The sequence below is a fragment of the Bartonella capreoli genome (assembly GCF_902813205.1).
In the GTDB taxonomy this organism is placed as follows: Bacteria; Pseudomonadota; Alphaproteobacteria; order Rhizobiales; family Rhizobiaceae; genus Bartonella; species Bartonella schoenbuchensis.
In genome coordinates this window covers 1-624 of sequence record NZ_CADDZX010000097.1, presented here as the reverse complement: position 1 = coordinate 624, position 624 = coordinate 1, and the positions used below count along the sequence as shown (strand labels likewise).

The following is a 624-nucleotide window of genomic DNA, read 5'->3' as shown; positions in this document are numbered from 1 at the left end:
AATTCAAGCGTTATTGCGTGATTTGCTGCATGATCAATACGACGTTCAAGTTCAACAAGCTCTGTTGTAGTAAAGCGCATAGCGCTTGCCATTGTTGGCCGGTGGATAAAACGTTCGTTTGATTGCGGGTTAGCTGTGCGAGCTGAAGCGTGTAAGCTTGTTGCTTCAATGAAATAGCCTAAAATGTTATTATGCGTAAGCGATAGTGTTTTAATCTCTGTTTCTTGGGCATATTGTGCTTGAAGTTCAGCAATGACACGACGAGATTCATCACGTAGAGCACGCATTTCATCCAGTTCTTTATGATACTGAGGACGAATAAAACCACCATCACGTTTAAGCAATGGGAGATCATCGGCTAGTGCTTGTTCTAAATGAAAGTGCAAAGTAGTAGGTAAGTGTGAGAAAATCTGCTGTACGTCACTTATTTCTTGAGGAAGTAACGCATCGTTAAGAAGCTGATGAAGTTCACGAATGATTTCAAAGCCGCGTTGGATTGCGGCCATATCACGGGGCCCCCCCCGTCCAAGAGCTAACCGAGAAACTGCGCGTGGCATATCTGGCCCCCCTTTTAAAATGAGCTTTATAGCTTCTGCAAAGGAAGTATTGTGCAGAAAAAAGGCG

At 43.9% G+C, this 624-nt stretch carries 1 pseudogene; it reads right to left on the bottom strand.

Annotation, left to right across the window (positions count from 1 at the left end):
• A pseudogene (locus tag J7R05_RS07515) lies at positions 1-624 on the bottom strand (DNA mismatch repair protein MutS); the annotation flags it as partial.